Source organism: Neptuniibacter pectenicola (assembly GCF_001597735.1).
Taxonomy (GTDB): Bacteria; Pseudomonadota; Gammaproteobacteria; order Pseudomonadales; family Balneatricaceae; genus Neptuniibacter; species Neptuniibacter pectenicola.
This window is the reverse complement of sequence record NZ_LUTS01000097.1, coordinates 1-382: the sequence shown is the minus strand read 5'-3', so window position 1 is coordinate 382 and position 382 is coordinate 1. Positions and strand designations below refer to the sequence as shown.

The following is a 382-nucleotide window of genomic DNA, read 5'->3' as shown; positions in this document are numbered from 1 at the left end:
CTCCTCTCTTCTCCCTCCCCCCCCCCTCCTCCTCTTCCCCCTCCCTTCCTCTTCTCTCCCCCCTCTCTTTTCTTTTTTCCCTCCCTCCCCCTTCTCCCCCCCCCCCTCTCTCCTTTTCTTCCTCTTTCTCTTTTCTTTCTCCTCCTCTTTCCCTCCTTTTTTTCCTACCTCTTCCTTCTTCCCTTTCTCTTCCCTTTCCTTTTTTTTTCCCCCCTCTCCTCTTCCCCCCCCTTCTCTTCCTTTTCTCCCCCCTTCCCTTCTCCTTTTTTTCTCTCCTTTTTTTCCTTTCTCTCCCCCCTTCTCTTCTCCTTCTTCTCCCTTCCCTTCCCCCTTTCTTCCCTCCCCTTTTTTTTCTTCTCTCCCTTCTTTTCCTTCCTCCCCT

General features: G+C 52.1%; 1 protein-coding gene. It reads right to left on the bottom strand.

Features of this window, described 5'->3' with window-relative positions:
- A partial coding sequence (locus A3773_RS19855) for a hypothetical protein (RefSeq protein WP_197462853.1) occupies window positions 1–382 on the bottom strand: 382 nt, incomplete at both ends.